The organism is Paractinoplanes ovalisporus, assembly GCF_016834655.1.
Classification (GTDB): domain Bacteria; phylum Actinomycetota; class Actinomycetes; order Mycobacteriales; family Micromonosporaceae; genus Actinoplanes; species Actinoplanes ovalisporus.
In genome coordinates, this window is record NZ_JAENHP010000010.1 from 313,545 (window position 1) to 336,926 (window position 23,382).

2 protein-coding genes and 1 pseudogene are annotated in these 23,382 nt (G+C 74.7%); all 3 read left to right on the forward strand.

Annotated features, from left to right (window positions below):
* Positions 1-117: 117 nt before the first annotated feature.
* A pseudogene (locus JIG36_RS52320) lies at positions 118-5,298 on the forward strand (SDR family NAD(P)-dependent oxidoreductase); the annotation flags it as partial.
* A complete protein-coding gene (locus JIG36_RS52325; protein ID WP_236048373.1) occupies positions 5,295-21,314 on the forward strand; it encodes a type I polyketide synthase in 16,020 nt (5,339 codons plus the stop codon). The pseudogene JIG36_RS52320 and the gene JIG36_RS52325, both read left to right, overlap by 4 nt.
* Before the next feature lie 17 nt (positions 21,315-21,331).
* The coding region (locus JIG36_RS28755; RefSeq protein ID WP_203379522.1) for a type I polyketide synthase at positions 21,332-23,382 on the forward strand (2,051 nt) is incomplete at its 3' end.

Sequence of the window (23,382 nt, forward strand, 5' to 3'; positions counted from 1 at the left end):
CGACCACCTTCGCCGCGGCCCGGCCCCCTTCTGACCGGCCTGACGGCCGAACCGGTCACCCACCACGCCGCCAACCTGACCGATGTGGTGCGCGGCCACGCCGCCGCCGTCCTCGGCCACGACACCCCCGACGAGATCGAGGCCGACCGGGCCTTCCGCGACCTCGGCTTCGACTCACTGACCGCGGTGGAACTGCGCCGGCTGCTGCAGGACGAAACCGGCCTGCGGCTGCCGATCACCGTCGTCTTCGACCACCCCACCCCGGCCGCGTTGGCCACCGCCCTCGCCGCCCGCCTCGTCGACAGCGCCGAGACACCGGCCACGGCCCACCCGCCGGCCGCGGCGGAACCCGGCGAACCGATCGCCATCGTCGGCATGGCCTGCCGCTACCCGGGCGGGATCACCTCCCCCGAAGACCTGTGGCGGCTGGTGACCGGCGGTGACGAGGTGCTCGGCCCGTTCCCGGACGACCGTGGCTGGGACCCGGAACGGACCGCCCGCAGCCAGGTGCGGACCGGGGGTTTCCTCGACGGTGCCGGGGAGTTCGACGCGGGCTTCTTCGGAATCTCGCCGCGGGAGGCCACGGCGATGGACCCGCAGCAGCGGTTGCTTCTGGAGACGGCCTGGGAGGCGTTCGAACGGGCCGGCATCGATCCGCGCTCACTGCGCGGGAGCCGTACGGGCGTGTTCGTCGGCGCCTCCCCGCAGGGCTACGGCGAAGGACTGGCCGTCGTGCCGGCCGAGGTCGAGGGCTACCGGCTGACCGGCAGCGCGACAAGCGTGTTCTCCGGGCGGATCGCCTACACGCTCGGCCTGCACGGGCCGGCGCTGACCGTCGACACCGCCTGCTCCTCGTCGCTGGTGGCGCTGCACCTGGCGGCGGCGTCGCTACGGCGCGGCGAATGCGATCTGGCCGTCACCGGCGGGGTGGCCGTGATGGCCGGGCCGGACGTCTTTGTCGAGTTCGGCCGGCAGGGCGGGCTGGCCGCGGACGGCCGGTGCAAACCGTTCGCGGAAGCGGCGGACGGCACGGGCTGGTCCGAGGGTGTGGGACTGCTCGTGGTGGAGCGGTTGTCGGACGCCCGCCGCCGGGGGCACCCGGTGCTGGCGGTGGTGCGAGGTTCGGCGGTGAATCAGGACGGCGCGTCGAACGGCCTCACGGCGCCGAACGGGCCGGCCCAGGAACGGGTGATCGCCGAGGCACTGGCTGATGCGCGGCTGTCGGCGGGTGACGTGGACGTGGTCGAAGGACACGGGACGGGGACCCGGCTGGGTGATCCGATCGAGGCGGGGGCCTTGCTTTCCGCGTACGGGGTGGGTCGTGATCGGCCGTTGTGGCTGGGTTCGGTGAAGTCGAACCTCGGGCACACGCAGGCCGCGGCCGGGGTGGCCGGTGTGATCAAGATGGTGGAGGCGATGCGGAACGGCCTGTTGCCGCGGACCCTGCACGTGGACGAGCCTTCGACGCGGGTGGACTGGTCGGCCGGTGCGGTGCGGTTGCTGACCGAGCCGGTGCCCTGGATTCCGGGCCGGGCCGGGGTATCGGCGTTCGGCATGTCCGGCACCAACGCGCACGTGATCCTCGAAGCCGCCGAGGCGGAGCCGGATCCGGCCGAGGACAACGGCCCGTCGGTGCCGTGGGTGGTGTCGGCGGCGTCCGAGCAGGCTCTGGCCGAGCAGGTCGCAGAGCTGCAAGAGCTTTCCCGCGTACGCCGGGTGGATGTGGCCTACACGCTGGCGGTCGGCCGCGCCGCTCTGCCGTGGCGGTGGGTGTCCGGCGAGGCTCTGCCGGTCCAGGCCGGTGGCGGGCGGCCGGTCTTCGTGTTCCCGGGTCAGGGTTCGCAGTGGACCGGGATGGGTCTGGAGCTCTGGGATTCCTCGCCGGTGTTCGCCGAGTCGATGCAGGCGTGCGAAGAGGCGTTGAGGCCGTATACGGGTTGGTCGTTGCGCGAAATCCTGGCGGGCCCGCTCGATGACGTGGATGTGGTACAGCCGGCGTTGTTCGCGGTGATGGTCTCGCTGGCCGCATTGTGGCGTTCGTACGGTGTCGAACCTGCGGCGGTGGTTGGTCATTCGCAGGGGGAGATCGCGGCCGCATACGTGGCGGGTGCCTTGTCTTTGGAGGACGCCGCGCAGGTGGTGGCGCTGCGGAGTAAGGCTCTGCGGCCGATCGCGGGCCGGGGTGCGATGGTGGCGGTTCCGTTCGCCGACGTCGACCCGGGCGGCCTTTCGATCGCAGCCGTGAACGGCCCGGACTCGACGGTGCTCGCCGGCGACGTGGAGGCGGTGGAACGTTTCCTGACGGTGGAGCCGCGGGCGCGTCGGATCGCGGTGGATTATGCGTCGCATTCGCCGCAGGTGGAGGCGGTGCGTGAGGAGGTTCTGGCGGCGTTGGCGGGCATTGAGCCGCTGACCCCGAGGATTCCGTTCCTGTCGACGGTGGAGCCGGGTGTGCCGTTGGATGCGGTGTACTGGTATCGCAATCTGCGGGAGACCGTCCGCTTCGCCGACGCGGTGGCCGGGCGGAGCCTGCTGGTCGAGATGAGCCCGCATCCGGTGCTGGTGCCGGAGATGGGGTCGTTGCGCCGCGACGACGGTGGCCTGGACCGGTTCTACGAATCGGTGGCGCGGGTGTGGGCGCGCGGTGCCGAGGTCGACTGGGCGGCGGTCTTCGCGGGGCGTGACGTGCGGCGGGTGGTGCTGCCGACGTACCGGTTCCAGCGCCGTCGTTTCTGGCTCGACGGCGGATCACCCGGATGGCTGGGGGAACCGGCCGGCTGGGCGCACGGGACCGTCTATGACGGCCGGATCGATGCGGCCTGGCTGGCCGATCACCAGGTTGACCAGCAGCCGCTGGTGCCGGGGGCCGGCCTGCTGGAACTGGCCCTGCGAGCCGGTGACACGGTCGAGGAACTGACGTTGCAGGCGCCCCTGCGCCCGCCGGCGACAGTGCAGATGGTGGTCGGCCGCCCCGACGACACCGGCCGCCGTACGGTCTCCCTCCACTCCCGCCACGACGGGGAGTGGACCACCCACGCCACCGGCACTCTCCGTCCCGGCGCCGGCGCCGCCCCGGAGCACGACAACGGCCCGTGGCCGCCCACCGGCGCCGAACGTGTGGACCCCCGGGACGTGCTCGACCGGCTGGCCGCGACCGGAATCACCTACGGCCCGGCCTTCCAGGGCCTGCAGGCGGTGTGGCGGCACGGTGACGAGACCTTGGCGGAGGTGGTCCTGCCCGAGGAACTGGCGGGCGGGGCCCACCACTTCGGGCTGCACCCGGCGCTGCTCGACGCCGCCACCCACGCCGCCGCCCTGAACCGGGTCGACCCTGGTGACCGGGCCCAGGTCCCGTTCGTCTGGGCCGGTGTGCGGCTGCACGCGTCCGGTGCCACGGCTGTCCGGGTACGGCTGCGCGACGCCGCTGACGGCGGCCTGAGCCTCAAACTGCACGATCTCACCGGCGCGCCCGTGGCAACCGTGGAGTCGTTGTCCACCCGGCCCCTGACCGTGCTGCCCAGCAACTTCCTCTTCCGGGTGTCCTGGCCGGCCCTCGCGGGCGCGCCGGGCCTCGGTGACCGCGTGGTGGCCGGCCCCGACCCGCTCGGTCTGGCCGCGGGAGCCCCGGTCCACGCCGACCTGTCGGCGCTGCGCCGCGCGATCGCGGGCGGAGCACCCGTCCCCGGCCATGTGCTGACGACCCTTCAGCCCGGCGACGGCGACCTGGCCGCGTCGGCGCGGTCGGCCGTCCATCGGGCTCTCGCCCTGATCCGGGAATGGCTCGACGATCCCGCGCTGGCCGCCTCCCGCCTGGTCATCGTCACACGGGGCGCGGTCGCGACCACGCCGGACGAGGACGTCACGGACCTGTCCCACGCCGCCGTCTGGGGCCTCGTCCGTTCGGCGCAGTCGGAGCATCCGGACCGTTTCCACCTGGTCGACGTGGACGATCAGCCGGCCTCCCACGGCGCGATCCCGCTCCTGCTCTCTCCGGCGGAACCCCAACTGGCCGTCCGCGCGGGCACCGCACGGACACCGCGCCTGACCCGGGCCGAGGCGCGCCACAACCCCCGGACCGCCCTCGACCGCAACGGGACGGTGCTGCTCACCGGCGGCACCGGCACCCTCGGCGCGCTTGTCGCCCGGCACCTGGTCACCGCGCACGGCGTGCGGCACCTGCTGCTGGCGAGCCGGCGGGGCGGCGGCGCGGACCTCGTCGCCGAACTGACCGCGCTCGGCGCAACCGTGACCGTCGAGGCGGCCGACATCGCCGACCGGGACGCGACCGCCCGGATGCTCGCCCGGGTGCCCGCCGAGCACCCGCTCACCGCGGTTGTCCACCTGGCCGGGGTGCTCGAGGACGGCCTGGTCGAGGCGATGAGCCCGGCTCAGCTCGACCGGGTGCTCCGACCCAAGATCGACGGCGCGGTGCACCTGCACGAACTGACCCGCGGGGCCGGCCTCACCGCGTTCGTGCTCTTCTCCGCGGCGGCCGGTGTCCTCGGCCGCCAGGGACAGGGCAACTACGCGGCCGCGAACACCTTCCTGGACGGCCTCGCCCAGCACCGCCGGGCGAACGGGCAGCCCGGTGTCGCCGTCGCCTGGGGGCTCTGGGACGGCGGGGGCGGGATGACCGGTCACCTCACCGGCCGGGACATCACGCGGATGCGCCGGTCCGGCATGGTGGCGCTCACGCCCGCCGAAGGACTTGCACTGCTCGACGCGGCACTGGTGGCGGCCGAACCGGCCGTCGTCGCCGCACACCTTGATCCGGCGGCGCTGCGGGACACCGCAGTGCCCGCCCTGTTGCGCGGCCTGCTCTCGGGTGCCGGCCGCGCAGCGCCCCGGGCCGCCGCCCAGTACCCCCGTGCAGCGGCGGCCCGGGGTCCCTCCGCACCTCCGGCCACCCGGGCCGGTCTGCTCGGCCTGGTCCGTGACCACGCCGCGGTGGTTCTGGGCCACGGGTCGGCCGCGGCGATCCCGGAGGCACACGGCTTCCTCGAGATCGGCTTCGACTCGCTGACCGCCGTCGAACTGCGCAACCGGCTGGCCACGGTGACCGGCCTGCGGCTGCCGGCCACGCTGATCTTCGACCACCCCACCCCCGGGCGGCTGGCTGAGCACCTGGCGGCGGCCCTGCAACCCACGTCCCTCGAACCCGCGCCCCTCGGACCTGTGGCGGGGGAGACCGAGCCCGCGAACCGGCCCGTGCTGGAGAGTGCGTCCGCCGACGAGGTGTTCGCCTTCATCGACCAGCATCTCGGCCGGGCGAACGGCAACGGGAGTGATGCCCGATGAGCGACGCCAAGCTGCTCGACTATCTCAAGTGGGTCACCTCGGACCTCTCCGCGGCCCGGGAACGCATCCACGAGCTCGAGAGCCGCGACCGCGAACCCATCGCCGTCGTCGCCCTGGCCTGTCGTTACCCCGGTGGTGTGCGATCGCCCGAAGACCTGTGGTCCCTGCTCGCCTCGGGCGGCGACGCCGTCTCCGGGTTCCCCGACGACCGGGGCTGGGACCTCGACGCCCTCTACGATCCCGACCCGGACCGGCCCGGCACCTGTTACGCACGCGAGGGCGGTTTCCTGCACGACGCCGCCGACTTCGACCCGGCCTTCTTCCGGATCAGCCCGCGCGAGGCCGTCGCCATGGACCCCCAGCAGCGCCTGTTGCTCGAGATCTCGTGGGAGGCGTTCGAGCGGGCGGGCATCGATCCGCACGCGGTCCGCGGCCGCCGCGCCGGCGTGTTCGCCGGGGTCATGTCGCACGACTACGCGGCCCGGTTGCCCCGGGCACCGGAGGGCAGCGAGGGCTACTTCGCCAACGGCAGCGCCGGCAGCATCGCCTCCGGACGGGTCGCGTACACGCTGGGGCTGGAGGGCCCGGCCGTCACCGTCGACACCGCCTGCTCGTCCTCGCTGGTCTGCCTGCACCTGGCGGTCCGGGCCCTGCGCAACGGCGACTGCGACCTGGCGCTGGCCGGCGGGGTCACGGTGATGGCCACCCCGAACATGCTGATCGAGGCCGCCCGCCAGCGCGGCCTGGCCCGCGACGGGCGGTGCAAGGCGTTCTCGGACGACGCCGACGGTGCCGGGTTCGCCGAGGGCGCGGGCATCCTGCTGCTGGAACGGCTCTCCGACGCCCGGCGCAACGGGCATCCGGTGCTGGCCGTGGTCCGCGGCACCGCCATCAATCAGGACGGCGCCAGCAGCGGGCTGACCGCGCCCAACGGCCCGGCCCAGCAGCGCGTGATCCGGGCCGCGCTCGCCGACGCCGGGCTGACCGCCGCCGACGTGGACGCGGTGGAGGCGCACGGCACCGGCACCCCGCTCGGTGACCCGATCGAGGCGCAGGCACTGCTCGCCACGTACGGGCAGGACCGGGAACGGCCGCTGTGGCTCGGCTCGCTGAAATCCAACATCGGCCACACACAGGCCGCGGCCGGGGTCGGTGGCGTCATCAAGGCCGTTCTGGCACTCCGCGCGGGCGTGCTGCCCCGCACCCTGCACTCCGCCGAACCGTCCCGCCACGTCGACTGGACCGCGGGCTCGGTCTCCCTGCTGACCGAGCCCGCCCCCTGGCCGGCCGAGCCCGGACGACCCCGCCGCGCCGGGGTGTCGTCGTTCGGGGCGAGCGGCACGAACGCCCACGCGATCATCGAGGAGGCGCCGGAGGAACCCGGGCCGGCCGCGGTCGACGGCCTGATGGCGTTTCCGCTCGCCGCACGCGACCAGGCCGCCTTGCGCGAGCAGGCGGCCGAGCTCGCCGGGCACGTCGCCGCCGCGCCCCGGCTGGTGGACGTGGCGCATACCCTGGCCACGGGCCGGGCACGCTTCGCCGAACGGGCGGTCGTGCTGGCGGCTGACGTGGAGACCCTTTCCGGTGAGCTGCTTGCCCTGGCCGCCGGCACGCCCGGCCCGCACACCGTGCTTGGGAGGGCGCCGGAGGGGACACGCGGCGTCGTCTTCGTGTTCCCGGGTCAGGGTTCGCAGTGCACCGGGATGGGTCTGGAGCTGTGGGATTCCTCGCCGGTGTTTGCGGAGTCGATGCAGGCGTGCGAGGAGGCGTTGAGGCCGCATACGGGTTGGTCACTGCGCGAAATCCTGGCGGGCCCGCTCGATGAGGTCGACGTAGTACAGCCGGCGTTGTTCGCGGTGATGGTGTCGTTGGCCGCGTTGTGGCGTTCGTACGGCGTGGAGCCGTCGGCTGTCGTCGGTCATTCGCAGGGAGAGATCGCGGCCGCGTACGTCGCTGGGGCGTTGTCGTTGGAGGACGCGGCGCGGGTGGTGGCGTTGCGCAGTAGGGCTTTACGGTCGATTGCGGGCCGGGGTGGGATGGTGGCGGTTCCGTTCGCCGTCGTTGATCCGGGCGAGCTCTCGGTGGCGGCGCTCAACGGTCCGGACTCGACCGTGCTCGCCGGTGATGTGGGGGCGGTGGAGCGGTACCTGGCCGCGGAGCCGCGGGCGCGCCGGATCGCGGTGGACTATGCGTCGCATTCGCCGCACGTGGAGGCGGTCCGCGACGAGGTCCTGGTGGCGTTGGCGGGGATCGAGCCGCGGGAGCCGGTGGTGCCGTTCCTGTCGACGGTGGAGCCGGGTGTGCCGTTGGATGCGGTGTACTGGTATCGGAATCTGCGGGAGACGGTGCGGTTCGGGGCTGCGGTAGAGCGGCTGCGGGACCACCTTCTGGTCGAGGTCAGCCCCCACCCGGTGCTGCTGGCCGCGATGCCCGCGGACGCGATCGGCACCCTGCGCCGCGACGAGGGCGAGGCCGGGCGCCTCCTGCGCGGCCGAGCCGAGGCGTACGTCCGCGGGGCCGGCGTGCGGGACCTGGCGCCCGCCGGGCGGCCGGTCGTCCTGCCCACCTATCCGTTCCAGCGACGGCGGTACTGGCTCGACGCCCCGCCCGCTGCCGACGCGGCCGCCGGCCTCGGGCTCGGCCCGACCGGGCACCCGCTGCTGGGCGCGGCCACGACGCTGGCCGGCACCGCGGGCGACCTGCTACTGACCGGGCGGATCGCCCGGCTCACCCACCCCTGGCTCGCCGATCATGGTGTCCGGGACACCGTGCTGCTGCCCGCCACGGCGCTGCTCGAACTGGTGCTGCGCGCGGGTGAGCAAGCCGGCTGCCACCGCGTCGACGAGCTGGTGATGCCCGTACCCCTCGTGCTGCCGAAGCGGGGCGGGGTGCAATTGCAGGTCACCGTCGGCGCCGACGACGGCAGCGGCCGCCGGGCGGTTGCCGTGTCGGCCCGTCCGGACGACGACGAGCCGTGGACCACGCACGCCACCGGTATCCTGACCGCGGACGGACCGGTTCCGGAGGAGTCAACGGGCCCGTGGCCGCCCGACGGCGCCGAACCGGTCGACGCGGACGCGTTGCGCGATCGCCTGGCCGCGGCGGGATTCCGCTACGGGCCGGCGTTCCAGGGCCTGCGCGAGCTGTGGCGGCACGGCGACGACGTGTACGCCGACGTGCGGATCCCCGCCGGGCAGGAGGCCGACGCCGCACGGTTCGGGCTGCACCCGGCCTTGTTCGACGCCGCGCTGCAGGCCTCGGCGGCCGCCCGGCCCGACGGCGAGCCGGGCCGCCTGCCGTTCGCCTTCACCGGGGTCACGCGGTACGCGACCGGCGCCGCCGCGCTGCGGGTCCGGCTCCGCCCGTCCGCCGAGGGATCGTCCCTGGCCGTCACCGATGACACCGGCCGCCCGGTGATCACCGTCGACGCGTTCACGACCCGGCCGTTGCCCGGTTCCCTGACCCCGCTGCGCCGGCTCGCCTGGGAGCCGTTGCCGGACGGCCCGCCGGTCGCACCCGGCGAGTGGACGATGCTCGACCCGGCCGCCGGCCTGCCCGATACGGTCCCGGCGACCGTGCTGCTGCCGGTCGCGGCCGAGGAGACCCACGCCGCCGTGCACACGGCCCTGGCCACCGCTCAGGCCTGGCTCGCCGACGAGCGCCGGGCCGGCTCCCGCCTGGTCTTCGTCACCCGCGGTGCGGTCGCGGCCGGCCCGGGCGACGCGGGCGGAACCGGTGGTGTCGCGGCCGGCCCGGGCGACGCGGGCGGAACCGGTGGTGTCGCGGGCGGGCCGGACGACGCGGCCGGAACCGATGGTGTCGCGGCCGCTGCGGTCTGGGGTCTCGTCCGGTCGGCGCGGGCCGAGCACCCGGACCGGTTCGCGCTGGCCGACACCGACGGCGACGTGACCGTGGCGCTGCCGGCGCTCGCGGCCGGTGCGACCGAGGTCGTCGTCCGCGGCGGCCGGGTGTACGGCTCCCGGCTGACTCCGGTGCCGGCCGCACCGACCGGCACCACCACCATCGGCGACGGCGTCGCCGTGATCACCGGCGCCGGTGGCACGCTGGGCGGGCTCGTCGCGCGGCATCTGGTGAACCGGCACGGCGTACGCCGGCTGCTGCTCCTCGGCCGCACCCCGGCCACGGCCCTCGCGGACGAGCTGACCGCGGGCGGCGCCGAAGTCACCGTCCACGCGATCGACGTGGCCGACCGGGAAGCGCTGCGGGTGGCGCTCGCCGGGCAGCCGGTCCGGATCGTGGTGCACGCGGCGGGTGTCCTCGACGACGGCGTCCTCACCGCGCTGACCCCGGAGCGGGTGGACGCGGTCCTCCGCCCCAAGATCGACGCCGCCCGGCACCTGGACGAGCTCACGGCCGGGGCCGACCTGACGGCGTTCGTGCTGTTCTCGTCGCTCGCCGGCACCAGGGGATCACCCGGCCAGGGCGGATACGCCGCCGCCAACGCCGCCCTCGACGCGCTCGCCGTGCGCCGCCGCGCGCTCGGCCGTCCCGCCGTGTCGATCGCCTGGGGCATGTGGTCCCGCCGGAGCGGCCTGACCCGGCGACTGAACGACACCGACCTGGCCCGGATGACCGACTCCGGGGTGGCGCCCCTGGACGACGCCGAGGGCCTGGCGCTGTTCGACGCCGCCCTGGCCGGCGACGAGCCCGCGGTGGTGGCCGCGCGCCTCGACCACGCCCCGCCCGCTGTGGCCCGGGCCGCGCGGGCCCAGCCGGTCGTGAGCACCGTGGCCGATCCGCTGGAACTCGTCCGGCAGCACGCCGCGGCGGTCCTGCGGCACGCCACAACCGACGCGATCGGTCCCGGTGCCGCCTTCCGCGATCTCGGATTCGACTCGCTGACGGCGGTCGAGCTGCGCAACCGTCTCGCCGGCGCGACCGGTCTGCGGCTGCCGGCCACGCTCGTCTTCGAGCACCCGACACCGGACGCGCTGGCCGCCCACCTGGCGACCCGCATGAACGGGCGGGCCGAACCCGGGCCGGCCGCGCCCGTGAGCGTGGTGGCCGCCGGTGAACCGATCGCCATCGTGGCGATGGGATGCCGCTATCCTGGCGGCGCGGACAGCCCCGACGAGCTGTGGCGGCTCCTGGCCGACGGGATCGACGCCACCGGCGACTTCCCCGGGGACCGGGGCTGGGACGTCACGTCGCTCTACCATCCCGACCCGGACCACCCGGGTACGTCGTACACCCGTCGTGGTGGCTTCCTCGACGACGTGGGCCGCTTCGACGCCGGGTTCTTCGGCATCAGCCCCCGCGAGGCGCTCGCCATGGACCCGCAGCAGCGGATCCTGCTCGAGCTGAGCTGGGAGGTCTTCGAACGGGCGGGTATCGACCCGGCGGCGGTCCGGGGCAGCCGCACCGGCGTCTTCGCGGGCGTGATGCACCACGACTACGCCAGCCGGTTGGCGCACGTGTCGGCCGAGGTCGAGGGCTTTCTCGGCACGGGCGGCTCGAGCAGCGTGGTCTCCGGGCGGGTGGCCTACACCTTCGGGCTGGAGGGACCGGCCGTCACGGTCGACACGGCCTGCTCGTCGTCTCTGGTCGCCACGCACCTGGCCATGCAGGCGCTCCGGCAGGGGGAGTGCGACCTGGCCCTGGCCGGCGGCGTCACGGTGCTGGCCACGCCGCGGCTTTTCACCGAGTTCAGCCGCCAGCGTGGTCTGTCGGCGGACGGCCGCTGCCGCTCGTTCGCCGCTGATGCCGACGGGGCCGGGTTCGCGGAGGGGGCCGGGCTTCTGCTGCTGGCCCGGCTCTCCGACGCCCGCCGGCTGGGCCGTCCGATCGTGGCCGTGCTGCGGGGCAGCGCGGTCAACCAGGACGGCGCTTCGAACGGGCTGAGCGCACCGAGCGGACCGGCTCAGGAACGGGTCATCCGGGCCGCGCTGGCCAACGCCCGGCTCGAACCCGGCGACGTCGATGCGGTCGAGGCGCACGGCACCGGCACCACCCTGGGCGACCCGATCGAGGCGCGGGCGCTGCTGGCCACGTACGGCCCGGGCCGGGACCGGCCGCTCTGGCTGGGCTCGCTGAAGTCGAACGTCGGGCACACCCAGGCCGCCGCCGGCGTCGGCGGCATCATCAAGATGGCCCTGGCCCTGCGGCACGAGGCGCTGCCGCGCACCCTGCACGCGGCCGAACCGTCCCCGCACGTGGACTGGTCGGAGGGGCCGGTCCGGCTGCTGGCCGAACCGGTCGACTGGCGTTCCGGCGGCACGGTACGGCGGGCCGGCGTGTCGTCGTTCGGGGTCAGCGGGACGAACGCGCACGTGATTCTGGAGCAGGCCCCGGCGGGCGCGGCCGGACCGGACGACGACGGCGGACCGGTGCTGCCGTTCGTGCTCTCGGCCCGGAGCGAAGCCGCCCTGCGGGCCCAGGCGGACCGGCTCGCGGCGGTCATCGGCGAGGACCGGGCCCGGCTGCTGGACGTGGCGCACACCCTGGCCACCGGGCGGGCCACCCTGCCGTACCGGGCGGTGGCCGTCGCCGCCGACCGTGCCGGCCTCGTCGACCGGCTCCGCGAACTGAGCTCGGCTCCGGTGATGCCCGCCACCGACCGTCGCGTCGTCCTCGTGTTCCCGGGTCAGGGTTCGCAGTGGACCGGGATGGGCCTGGAGTTGTGGGACTCGTCGCCGGTGTTCGCCGAGTCCATGCTGGCATGCGAAGAGGCCCTTCGGCCGCACACCGGTTGGTCGTTGCGGGAGGTCCTGGCCGGCCCACTCGACCAGGTCGATGTGGTGCAGCCGGCGTTGTTCGCGGTGATGGTGTCGTTGGCGGCGTTGTGGCGTTGGTACGGCGTGGAGCCGTCGGCCGTCGTCGGTCATTCGCAGGGGGAGATCGCGGCCGCGTACGTGGCGGGAGCGTTGTCGTTGCAGGACGCGGCGCGGGTGGTGGCGTTGCGGAGCCGGGCTCTGCGGGCGATCGCGGGGCGTGGGGGCATGGTGTCGGTGCCGTTCGCCGACGTGGATCCGGGTGAGTTGAGCATGGCGGCGGTCAACGGTCCGGAGTCGGTGGTGCTGTCCGGTGATGCCGAGGCGGTGGAGCGTTTTCTCGTACGGGAACCACGTGCGCGGCGGATCGCGGTGGACTATGCGTCGCATTCGCCGCATGTGGAGGCGGTCCGCGGGGAGATTCTGGCGGCGTTGGACGGGATCGAGCCTCGTACGCCGGTGGTGCCGTTCGTCTCGACGGTGAGCCCGGGGGAGGAGGTGGTGCTGGATGCGGCGTACTGGTACCGGAATCTGCGGGAGACGGTCCGGTTCGGGCCCGCGGTGGACCGGCTCCAGGACCATCTCTTCGTCGAGGCCAGCCCCCACCCGGTGCTGCTCCAGACACTGCCGCTGGACGCCGTGGGAGTCGGCTCCCTGCGGCGCGACGACGGTGGCACGGCCCGCCTGCTCGACTCGCTGGGCGCCGCCTACGTCCACGGCGCCCCGGTCGACTGGCGGGCCGCGTACGCCGGGCACGAGACCCGCCTGACCGACCTGCCCACCTACCCGTTCCAGGGGGAGCGGTACTGGCTGACCGGCTCGGCCCCCGCCGGCGAGGCCGGGCACCCCCTGCTGGAGACCAGCACGCCCCTGGCCGGCGCGACCGGGCATCTCTACACCGGCCGTCTGTCCAGGACGGACCATCCGTGGCTGGCCGACCACGCCGTCGGCGGCACCGTGCTGCTGCCCGGAACCGCCCTGCTGGAACTGGCCCTGACCGCCGCGGGCCGGGCCGGTTGCTCCCGCGTCGACGAACTGATCCTGGAGGCGCCGCTGATCCTGCCGCCGACCGGGCACGTTCCCGTGCAGGTCCGGGTCGGCGAGCCCGGCGCGGACGGGCGGCTGCCGCTCACCGTGCACTCGTCGGCCGGACCGGACGGCCCGTGGCGGCGGCACGCCACCGGTGTGCTGTCGGACGGCGAGGTGGCGGGAACCGGACTCACCGCGTGGCCGCCCCCCGGAGCTGTGCCCGTGCCGGTCGGGGACTTCTACACGGACGCGGCCGCGGACGGTTTCGCGTACGGGCCCGCGTTCCGGGGCCTGCGAGCCGCCTGGCGGCACGGTGACGAGGTGTACGCCGAGGTGTCGCTGCCCGGGCCGCAACGCGCCGACGCCGGGCGGTACCTGTTGCACCCCGCACTGCTCGACGCGGGGGCCCAGGCCGTACGGGCCGGGTCGGTGGTCGACGCGAGCGGCGGTGACCGTCTGCCGTTCGCCTTCAGCGACGTCACGCTGCACGCAACCGGCGCCGCCGACCTGCGCGTCCGTCTCCGCCCGGCCGGTGCCGACCGGTTCAGTCTCGACGTCACCGACCGGACGGGCGCCCCGGTCGCCACGGTCGGATCCCTCGCGCTGCGGCCGTATACCGCCGTCGGTCCCGGGCTCGACGCGATGCACCGGGTGGAGTGGACACCGGTCGGAGCCGACGACTCGGTCGAGGTCGTGCGAGCCGGCGATCTGGCATCGGTTCCCGATCCGGTGCCGCCGGCACTGGTCGTGCCGTCGCCCGTGGGTGACACGGCGGCTGCTCTCAGCCTGATTCATCAGTGGCTGGCCGACGAGCGTTTCGCCGGGTCACGACTGGTCCTCACGACCCGCGGCGCCGTCGCCACCGGGCCCTGCGAGCGGCCGGACCCCCTCGCGGCACCGGTCTGGGGTCTGATCGGCTCGGCCGCCGCGGAACATCCCGGCCGGTTCGGCCTGGTCGATCTGGACGGCGAGCCGGGTGATCCGGCGCTGGGCCGGGCCGTCGCCCGGCTCCGGGCCTCCGACGGCAGCCGGGTCGCGGTCCGGGCCGGGGAGGTTCTTGTCCCCGTGGTGGTCCCGGCCGAGCCCGAACCGCCGCTGCCCGCCTCCTGGCGGCTCGACCTCGCCGAGGCGGGCCGGCTCGACCAATTGCGCCTCGTGGAGCATTCGGGCGCCCCGGAGCCGTTGGGACCGGGACAGGTGCGGGTGGGTGTGCGCGCCGCCGGTCTGAACTTCCGGGACGTCATGGTCGCGCTGGGCGCCGTTCCGGGGGAGACCGGGCTGGGCGGGGAGGGCGCCGGCGTCGTGCTCGAAACCGGGCCGGGCGTCACCGGCCTGCGGCCCGGGGACCGCGTGTTCGGCCTGCTGCCCGGCTCGTTCGGCGCCGAGTCGGTCGCCGATCACCGGCAGCTGGCCGGTATCCCGGCGGGCTGGTCGTTCGCCGAGGCCGCCACTGTGCCGATCGCGTACCTCACCGCTTACTACGCGCTGGTCGATCTGGCCCGGATCCGGCCCGGCGACACAGTTCTGGTGCACGCCGCCGCGGGCGGGGTCGGCATGGCCGCGGTCCGGCTCGCCCGGCACCTCGGCGCCGAGGTCTACGCCACCGCGAGCCCGGCCAAGTGGGCCGCGGTCCGCGCGCTCGGCGTGCCCGCGGACCACATCGCCTCGTCCCGCGATCCCGGCTTCGCCGAACGGATCCGGGCCCGGGCCGGCGGGCAGGGCCTCGACGTCGTCCTGAACAGCCTGGCCAACGAGTTCACCGACGCGTCGCTGGGTCTGGTCCGCGACGGCGGCCGTTTCATCGAGATGGGTAAGACCGACATCCGCGATCCCGGCGACCATCCCCGGCTCCGCTACCGCGCCTTCGACCTGGCCGAGGCGGGCGCCGACCGTACGCGGGAAATGCTCGGTCTCCTGATCGCCGGCCCCCTGCGGCCGCTTCCGTGCACCGCGGTCGACGTGCGCCGGGCCCGGGACGCGTTCCGGCATCTGAGCCGGGGACGTAACGTCGGCAAGCTGGTGCTGACCGTGCCGGTGCCGGTGGACCCGACCGGCACCGCGCTGATCACCGGCGCCCGCGGCACGCTCGGCGGCATCGTCGCCCGGCACCTGGTGACCTCGTGGGGTGTGCGGCACGTGGTTCTGCTCAGCCGGGAACCGGCCACCGCCCTGGCCGCGGACCTGACTGCCCTGGGCGCGCAGGCCACGGTGGCCGCCTGCGACGCTTCCGACCGGGAGGCTCTCGCCGCCGTGCTCGCCGGCATCCCGGCCGCGCATCCGTTGCGGATCGTCGTCCATGCCGCCGGTGTTCTCGACGACGGGCTCGTCTCCTGCCTCACCGCCGAGCGGCTGGACCGGGTGCTGCGCCCCAAGGTGGACGCCGCCCGCCACCTCGACGAGCTGACGCGCGACGCCGACCTGTCGGCGTTCGTGCTGTTCTCCTCGGCGGCCGGGATTCTCGGCGGAGCGGGCCAGGCCGGTTACGCGGCAGCGAACGCCTTCCTCGACACCCTCGCCCAGCACCGTCGCGGCACCGGCCGCCCGGCGGTGTCGCTGGCCTGGGGACTGTGGGAGCCACCGAGCGGGATGACCGGCCACCTCGACCGGGCCCAGCGGCGGCGCGCCGGTGTCCTCCCGCTGAGCGTGCCGGACGGGCTGGCCCTGTTCGACGCGGGTGTGGCCTCGGCCGAGGCGCTGCTGGTGCCGGCCCGCCTGGTCGTCCGGCGGCGGTCGCTGCCCCGGGCCGCGGCGCCGGCACCGACCGGCGCCGACGACCTCGCCACGCGGCTCGCGTCGTTCACCACGGCCGAACGACACCGGTTCCTGACCGGCCTGGTGCGGGCTCAGGCGGCCGCCGTCCTCGGCCATCCGACGCCGGACGGGCTCGGTGACCGGGCGTTCAAGGACCTCGGCTTCGACTCCCTGACCGCCCTGGAACTGCGCAACCGGCTCAGCGCGGCCACCGGGCTGCGCCTGCCGGCCACCGTCGTCTTCGACCATCCCAGCCCGGCCCGGCTGGCCGCCCACCTCGTCGACCTGGTCGGCGAACCCGCGACCGCCCCGGCCGCCCCGGCTCCAGCCCCGGCCGAGGCGACCGGCGGCGACATCGCCATTGTGGCCATGGCCTGCCGTTACCCGGGCGACGTGGACGATCCGGAAGCGCTCTGGCGGCTGGTGGCCGAGGGCCGGGACGCGATCACCGGATTTCCGGTCGACCGCGGGTGGGATCTCGCCGCGCTGTTCGACGAAGGCGGCGGTCTCGGCACGACCCGCACCCGCCACGGCGGCTTCCTGCACGACGCGGCCCGGTTCGACGCCGACTTCTTCGGGATCGGCCCCCGCGAGGCGCTCGCCATGGACCCGCAACAGCGGTTGCTGCTGGAGATCTCGTGGGAGGTCTTCGAACGGGCCGGCATCGATCCCAGCTCGGTGCGGGGCAGTCGTACCGGTGTCTTCGCCGGTCTTCTGCACGGCGGATACGCCCCGCCGGGCGCGGCCACCGAGGAGGTCGAGGGCTACCTGGGTCAGGGCAGCGCCGGCAGCGTCGCCTCCGGACGGGTCGCCTACACCCTGGGTCTGGAGGGCCCGGCGGTCACCGTCGACACCGCCTGTTCCTCGTCGCTGGTCGCCATCCACCTGGCCATGCAGTCACTGCGGCAGGGAGAGTGCGACGCCGCCCTGGCCGGTGGGGTCACCGTGATGGCCACCCCGGGTGCGTTCGTCGAGTTCAGCCGGCAGGGCGGGCTGGCCCCGGACGGGCGGTGCAAGGCGTTCGGCGCGGGTGCGGACGGAACGGCCTGGGCCGAGGGCGCCGGTGTCCTGCTGCTGCGCCGGCTCGCTGACGCCCGTCGTGACGGGCAACCGGTGCTCGCGGTGCTGCGCGGCAGCGCGGTCAACCAGGACGGCGCGAGCAACGGGCTCAGCGCGCCGAGCGGGCCGGCCCAGCAGCGGGTGATCCGCGAGGCCCTGACCGCCGCCGGGCTGACCACGAGCGACGTGGACGTGGTGGAGGCGCACGGCACCGGCACCGCGCTGGGCGATCCGATCGAGGCCGACGCCATCCTGGCCACCTACGGCGCCGGCCGGGCCGGTCCGGTCCGACTGGGCTCGCTGAAGTCGAACATCGGGCACGCCCAGGCCGCGGCCGGCGTGGGCGGGGTGATCAAGATGGTGCTGGCCATGCGGCACCGGACGCTCCCGCCGACGCTGCACGCGGACGAGCCGTCGCCGCACGTCGACTGGTCGTCCGGTGCGGTCCGGCTGCTGACCGAGGCCGTGCCGTGGGAGCCGGGCGACCGTCCCCGGCGGGCCGGCGTGTCCTCGTTCGGCGTGAGCGGCACCAACGCGCACGTCGTGATCGAGGAACCACCCACGCCGGAACCGGAACCGCGGTCCAGCGGCCTCCCGGTGCCCTGGCTGTTGTCCGGGCATTCCGAGGCGGCGTTGCGGGCTCAGGCGGCCCGCCTGCTTCCCCACGTGGACGACCCGGCGGGCGTCGCCCGAACCCTCGCCACCGGTCGCGCCCCGCTACGGCATCGGGCCGCGGTTCTCGCCCAGGACCAGGCTGTGCTGAGGCGGGGCCTCCAAGCCCTCGCGGCCGGGGATTCAGCGCCGGGCCTCATCCGGCCGGAGGGTTCCGGCGGTGGCCTCGCTTTCCTGTTCAGCGGTCAGGGCGCGCAGCGGGCCGGAATGGGCCGCGGACTGGCGGCCGCGTTCCCGGTCTTCGCCGAGGTCTGGGACGAGGCGCTGTCGGTGATGGACGGTGCCGAGGTGCGCACCGGCGACGACGCGATCCTGGCCCGCACGGATGTGGCGCAGAAGGCGCTGTTCGCGTTCGAGGTGGCGATGAGCCGGCTCTGGGCCTCGTGGGGAGTCCAGCCGGACTATCTGCTCGGCCATTCGATCGGCGAGCTGGCCGCGGCGCACGTGGCGGGTGTCATGTCCCTGGCGGATGCCGGTCGGCTGGTCGCGGCGCGCGGCCGGTTGATGCGAGCACTGCCGGCCGGCGGCGCGATGCTCGCCGTGCAGGCCTCCGAGTCCGAGGTCGCCGGGCTGCCGGTGGCGGCGGTCAACGGCCCGGAGTCGGTGGTGATCTCCGGGCCGGAGGAGCTGATCGAGCACGCGGCCGCGCAGTGGCGGGAGCGGGGACGGCGGGTGCGCCGGCTGGACGTCTCGCACGCCTTCCACTCGCCGCTCATGGACCCCGTGCTCGCCGAGTTCGGCGAGGTCGCAGCCGGGATCAGCTACGAACGCCCGGCGACCGCGGTGATCTCTGCCGTCACCGGTGCACCGATTCGGGAGTTCGACGCCGCGTACTGGGTGGACCATGTCCGCGCGACCGTCCGGTTCGGGGCCGGGCTGGACTGGCTGACCGGCCACGACGTGTCCACGTACGTGGAGGTCGGCCCGGCCGGGGCGCTGTCGGCCCTGGGCCGGCACGGGCAGTTCGTCGTGTCTTCCCGTGGCGATCGCGACGAGGTCGAAACCGTGCTGACCGCGCTCGCCCGGGCCCACGTCGCCGGCGTCCGGGTGGACTGGGCGAAGGTGCTGCCGCCGGGACCGCCGGTGCCCCTCCCGACCTATCCCTTCCAGCGGGAACGCTACTGGCTGGCCGGCCCGTCGAGGAGCCGCACCGGGCACCCGTGGCTGGACCACGCCGCCGACCTGGCCGACGACGGCGGCCTGCTTCTCACCGGTCACCTCGCGGCGCACGAACTGCCCTGGCTGGGCGACCACGTCATTCACGACACCGTCGTGCTGCCCGGGACCGCTTTCGTCGAGCTGGCCCTGCACGCGGCCGATCGGGCCGGTGCCGCGGGCGTCGCCGAGCTGACTCTGGAGACGCCGCTGGTCATCCCGGACGGCGTCCGGACCGCCCTGCAGCTCCGGGCCGGGCGCCCCGAACCGGACGGCGCACGCCGGTTCACCGTGCACGCCCGCCACGCCGGCGAGCCCTGGACCCGGCACGCCACCGGCGTTCTCTCCGACACTGTGCGGACGCCCGCGCCGCCCCCGCCGGAGTGGCCTCCCGCGGGCGCCGAGCCGGTCGGCGTGGACGACCTCTACGAGAGTTTCGCCGAGGCCGGCTTCGCGCTCGGCCCGGCGTTCCACGGGGTGCGCGCGGCGTGGCGGGACGGCGACCGGACGTACGCGGAAGTCGTTCTGCCGGCACCGCACCGCGCCGACTCCGCCCGTTTCGGCATCCACCCGGCCCTGCTCGATGCCGCCCTGCACGCGGGCGCGCTGAGCGCGGATGCCGTCGCCGCCCGGGTGCCGTTCACGTGGCGCGGCGTGACCCTGCACGCCACCGGCGCCACCAGCCTGCGCGTGTGCCTCAGCCCGGTCGACGGCGGTATGGCGATCACCATGACCGACCCGGCCGGCACCCTCGTCGCCGGCATCGACCGGCTGGTCACCCGGGAACTGCCTCCGAACGGCCCGGCCCGGCGTGCCGAAGCTCTCTACCGGCTCGACTGGATTCCCCTGCGGACCGGTGACGGCGGCACCGGTCCCGTGACGGTGCATCACGTCAGCGACGTCGCGGAAGCCCTGGCTCTCGTCCGGGATGAAGGCGCCGGCCGGCGTGCCTTCGTCACCCGTGACGCGGTGTCCGCCCGCGACGGTGATCGCGTCACCGGCCTCGACGCCGCACCGGTCTGGGGCCTGCTGCGCGCCGCGCAGGCGGAACGCCCGGGTGGGCTGCTGATCGCCGACGTCGACGGTGACCTGGACACCGCATCACTGCACCGGTTGCTCGGCGCGGCCGCCGCCGCCGGCGAACCGCAGGTCGCGATCCGCGACGGCGCCCTTCTGGTGCCCCGGCTCGTCCCGGACACCACCGGGGAACCAGCACCGGCATTGTGGGACAGCGAAGGCGCGGTCATCACCGGGGAACCAGCACCAGCATTGCGGGACAGCGAGGGCACGGTCATCAACGGGGAACCGGACCCGGCATTGTGGGACAGCGAGGGCACGGTTCTGATCACCGGGGGCACCGGTGCGCTGGGCCGCCGCGTCGCCCGGCATCTGGCGACCCGGCACGGCGTGCGGCACCTGCTGCTCGTCGGCCGGTCCGGCCGCGACCGCGGGACCACCGCCGAACTCGGCGCGCTCGGCGCCGAGGTGACCGTGGCCGCCTGCGATGTCGGTGACCGGGACGCCCTGGCCGCCCTCCTGAGCGACCTGACCCCGGGACACCCGCTGCGCGGCGTCGTCCACGCGGCCGGCGTGGTGGAGGACGCGGTCCTGGCCAACGTCACTCCCGAGCACCTCGACCGGGTCCTCCGGGCGAAGGTGGACGGCGCGCGGAACCTGCACGAGCTGACCGCGGACCGGCCGCTGACCGCGTTTGTGCTGTTCTCCTCGGCCGCGGCGGTGCTCGGCGGTGCCGGCCAGGCCGCGTACGCCGCCGCCAACGCCTACCTCGACGCTCTCGCGGCCCACCGCCGCGCCGCCGGACTTCCCGCCCACGCCCTGGCCTGGGGACCCTGGGACGACCCGGACGGCATGGCCGGCCGTCTCGACGACGCGGCCCGGGCGCGTCTGGCCCGAAGCGGTGTCCGGCCCCTCGACCCGGACACCGCACTCACCCGGTTCGACACGGCCACCGCCGCCGGCACGCCGCCCTGGATCATGCCGGCCCGCCTCGACCGGGAAGCCTGGCGGGCCCGGGGCGACTCCCTCCCGGCCGTCCTGCGCGGCCTGGTCCGCCCGGTCCGCCCGGCCGCCGCCGACGGCGCCCGGCCCGGCGACCGTCTGCGCCGCCGGTTGGGGGAGCTGTCCGGCCCGGCCCGTCTGGGCGCGCTGCTCGATCTGGTCCGGGGCAGCGCCGCCGCCGTCCTCGGCCACGCCGACCCGGCCCGCATCGACCTCGACCGGGGTTTCCTCGACGCCGGGTTCGACTCCCTGACCGCCCTCGAACTGCGCAACCAGCTGATCCAGGAGACCGGCCTCGGGTTACCGCCGACCCTCCTGTTCGACCACCCGGATCCTGGTCGGCTCGCCCGGCACCTGCTCGCTGAGCTGGACGGTGGTGACCACTCCGGCATCCTGGCCGAGCTGGACCGGCTCGCGGTCACGCTGGACACCGCCGACGGTGACGCCGACACCCGCCGCCGGGTCACCGCCCGCCTGGAGACGCTTCTCTCGAAGTGGCGGGACAGGCCGGAACCCGGGCGTCCGAACGCCGAACCGGCCGAACCGGCCGACGACGACGAGTTGTTCGCCCTCATCGACCACGAGCTCGGTCTGTCGTGAACCGGGGAGCCACGGGGATGTCCAACGAGGAAAAACTGCGCGAGTACCTGCGCCGGGTCACCGACGATCTGCGCCGGTCGCGGCAACGGGTCCGCGAGCTCACCGAGCCCGAGCCGGTCGCGATCGTGGCGATGAGCTGCCGGCTGCCCGGTGGCGTCAACACCCCCGAGGACCTGTGGCGGCTGCTCGCCGACGGCCGCGACGCCATCGGCGGCTTCCCGGCCGACCGGGGCTGGGATCTCGCGGCGCTGCACCACCCCGACCCCGAGCGGGCCGGCACCACGTACGCCCGGAACGGGGGTTTTCTGTCCGGCGTCGACCGGTTCGACGCCGGGTTCTTCGGCATCAGCCCCCGTGAGGCGCAGGCGATGGATCCCCAGCAGCGGCTTCTCCTGGAGACCTCGTGGGAGGCCGTCGAACGCGCCGGTATCGACCCGTCGGGGCTGCGCGGTCAGGCCGTCGGTGTGTACGCCGGTGTGGCCTACAGCGACTACACCTCGGCCGCCGAGCCGGCCCGCGAGCTGGAGGGCTATCTGGGCAGCGGCAGCGCGGGCAGTGTGGCGAGCGGGCGGATCTCGTACGTGCTGGGTCTGGAGGGTCCGGCGGTCACGGTCGACACGGCCTGCTCGTCGTCGCTGGTGTCGCTGCATCTGGCGGTGCGGGCGCTGCGCGACGGCGAGTGCGACCTGGCCCTGGCCGGCGGTGCCACGGTGATGGCCACGCCCGGCATGTTCATCGAGTTCAGCCGGCAGCGCGGCCTCGCCCCGGACGGGCGGTGCAAGGCCTTCGCCGATACGGCCGACGGCACCGGCTGGTCCGAGGGGGCCGGCATGCTGCTGCTGGAACGGCTCTCCGACGCCCGCCGCAACGGTCACCCGGTGCTCGCGGTCGTGCGCGGCTCCGCGGTGAACCAGGACGGCGCCAGCAGTGGCCTGACCGCGCCGTCCGGCCCAGCCCAGCAGCGCGTCATCGAACGCGCCCTCGCGGACGCGCGGCTGCTGCCGGGTGACGTGGACGCGGTGGAGGCCCACGGGACCGGGACGACGCTGGGCGATCCGATCGAGGCGCAGGCGTTGCTCGCCGCCTACGGTGCACAGCGGGACCGGCCGTTGTGGCTGGGTTCGGTGAAGTCGAACCTCGGGCACACGCAGGCCGCGGCCGGGGTGGCCGGTGTGATCAAGATGGTGCTGGCGATGCGGAACGGCCTGTTGCCGCGGACCCTGCACGTGGACGAGCCGTCGACGCGGGTGGACTGGTCGGCCGGTGCGGTGCGGCTGCTGACCGATCCGGTGCCATGGGTGCCGGGCCGGGCGGCGGTGTCGGCCTTCGGCATGTCGGGCACCAACGCCCACGTGATCCTCGAGGCGGTCGCCGACGAGGAGCCCGGCGACGATGCCGGGCCGGCGATGCCGTGGGTGGCGTCGGCGGCCTCCGAGGAGGCTCTGGCCGAGCAGGTCGAAGAGCTGCAAAAGCTTTCCCGCGTACGCCGGGTGGATGTGGCCTACACGCTGGCGACCGGCCGGGCCGCTCTGGACTACCGGACGGTGGTCGGTCAGGACGTGATCCGCCGGGCGGGTGACGGCCGGGTGGTGTTTGTGTTCCCGGGTCAGGGTTCGCAGTGGACCGGGATGGGTCTGGAGCTCTGGGACTCGTCGCCGGTGTTTGCGGAGTCGATGCGGGCGTGTGCGGAGGCGTTGAGGCCGTATACGGGTTGGTCGTTGCGCGAAATCCTGGCGGGCCCGCTCGATGACGTGGATGTGGTACAGCCGGCGTTGTTCGCGGTGATGGTCTCGCTGGCCGCATTGTGGCGTTCGTACGGTGTCGAACCTGCGGCGGTGGTTGGTCATTCGCAGGGGGAGATCGCGGCCGCGTATGTGGCGGGTGCCTTGTCTTTGGAGGACGCCGCGCGGGTGGTGGCGTTGCGGAGTAGGGCTTTGCGGCCGATCGCGGGCCGGGGTGGGATGGTGGCGGTTCCGTTCGCCGACGTCGACCCGGGCGGCCTTTCGATCGCAGCCGTGAACGGCCCGGACTCGACGGTGCTCGCCGGCGACGTGGAGGCGGTGGAACG